Origin of the sequence: Terriglobus sp. RCC_193 (assembly GCF_041355105.1) — a bacterium.
In the GTDB taxonomy this organism is placed as follows: domain Bacteria; phylum Acidobacteriota; class Terriglobia; order Terriglobales; family Acidobacteriaceae; genus Terriglobus.
On the sequence record NZ_JBFUPK010000008.1, the window covers coordinates 1 to 1,007 of the forward strand.

Genomic DNA, 1,007 nt, shown 5'->3' on the forward strand with positions numbered 1-1,007 from the left:
AGCATGGCTCTGGCGTCCTGTGCTGTAAGCTGGCCGCGTTCTAACGCCTTGCTGACTGCCGCGACGTAGCGTGGCAGCGTTTGCAGTTCGAGTTTGGGGATGCGGACGCGCCGCCCCAACGCGTCCGCATCCGGGGGCAGGATGACCGGCGCAGCTTCCGCGCGTCCCGTCTCCCGCCCGAGATCGTAGGCCCGGCGTTCTTCTTCACTCATGGACTCCCATCGTTCGAAGTCCCTGAGCATCTTTCCGGCGAATTGCAGCGCCCCCGGAGACGCGCTTTCAAGGGTGGGGTGGGGTTGACCTACCTTTCGGCGGTCAGGAGCCGTGCGGCAGGCCGTTTGCTGGCGATTTCGGGGCATGATTTGCAGGGTAGGCGAACGTTCGGCGAAGATCAAGGGCAAAAGAACGGCCCCCGGAGACGAGTTCGGGGGCCGTTTGAGTGCATTTCAACGCCACTCAGGAGAGATTTTAGAGCAGGTTCAGCAGGGCAGTGATTTTGGTGGTCAACTCTTGCAGCAGTTCTTCCAGCTTCGTTTCCGCTTCCATCACCATGCTGTATCGCTCTGCCGCACAGTCGATGGAGCAGAACATTTGAGGGCCTTCCGTGTGGCAGTTATGACACCGCATCCGTTGCCTCCGCTGTTGCTTCTATGGACGCGTCGAGTGATGCGTTGGCGGCGTCGAGCAGCGGCGTTTCCTTCACTGCTGGCGGTGGCAGAAACGAGACGCGCAGCGAGACGGTCTCCGGCGTGGTGTCCACCATCTTCGCCGTGAGGCCGCGCTTCCGCAGCACCCGATTGATGGTCGCTAGGTCAGCGAGTTCAAGGCTTTCAAGGATGTGAGTCATTCAGTTTTTCCCTTTCATGGAGAGCTTCACCAACACGGCGGCGCACCGTGCCAGCTTCGCTGCTGCTGCTTCGTTGCCAGAGGCGATGGCATGACCGCAACGATCAGCCAGAATGCTTGCGTTGTGGTGCAGGAGTTCCTGTTCTTTCGCGGTCACTGGA

Annotated in this window: 3 protein-coding genes; all 3 read right to left on the reverse strand. The window is 60.6% G+C overall.

Annotation, left to right across the window (positions count from 1 at the left end; genetic code table 11):
* Nucleotides 1-212: hypothetical protein (locus AB6729_RS18065; RefSeq protein WP_371083051.1), on the reverse strand; the 212-nt coding region annotated here is incomplete at its 3' end.
* A 256-nt stretch (nt 213-468) separates the two neighbouring features.
* Nucleotides 469-591, reverse strand: a complete 123-nt coding sequence (locus tag AB6729_RS18070; protein ID WP_371083052.1) for a hypothetical protein — start codon at nt 589-591, stop codon at nt 469-471.
* A gap of 22 nt (nt 592-613) precedes the next feature.
* Nucleotides 614-847 carry a hypothetical protein gene (locus AB6729_RS18075; RefSeq protein WP_371083053.1) on the reverse strand — a complete coding sequence of 78 codons (234 nt, stop codon included), beginning with the start codon at nt 845-847 and terminating at the stop codon, nt 614-616.
* Between the last annotated feature and the right edge of the window lie 160 nt (nt 848-1,007).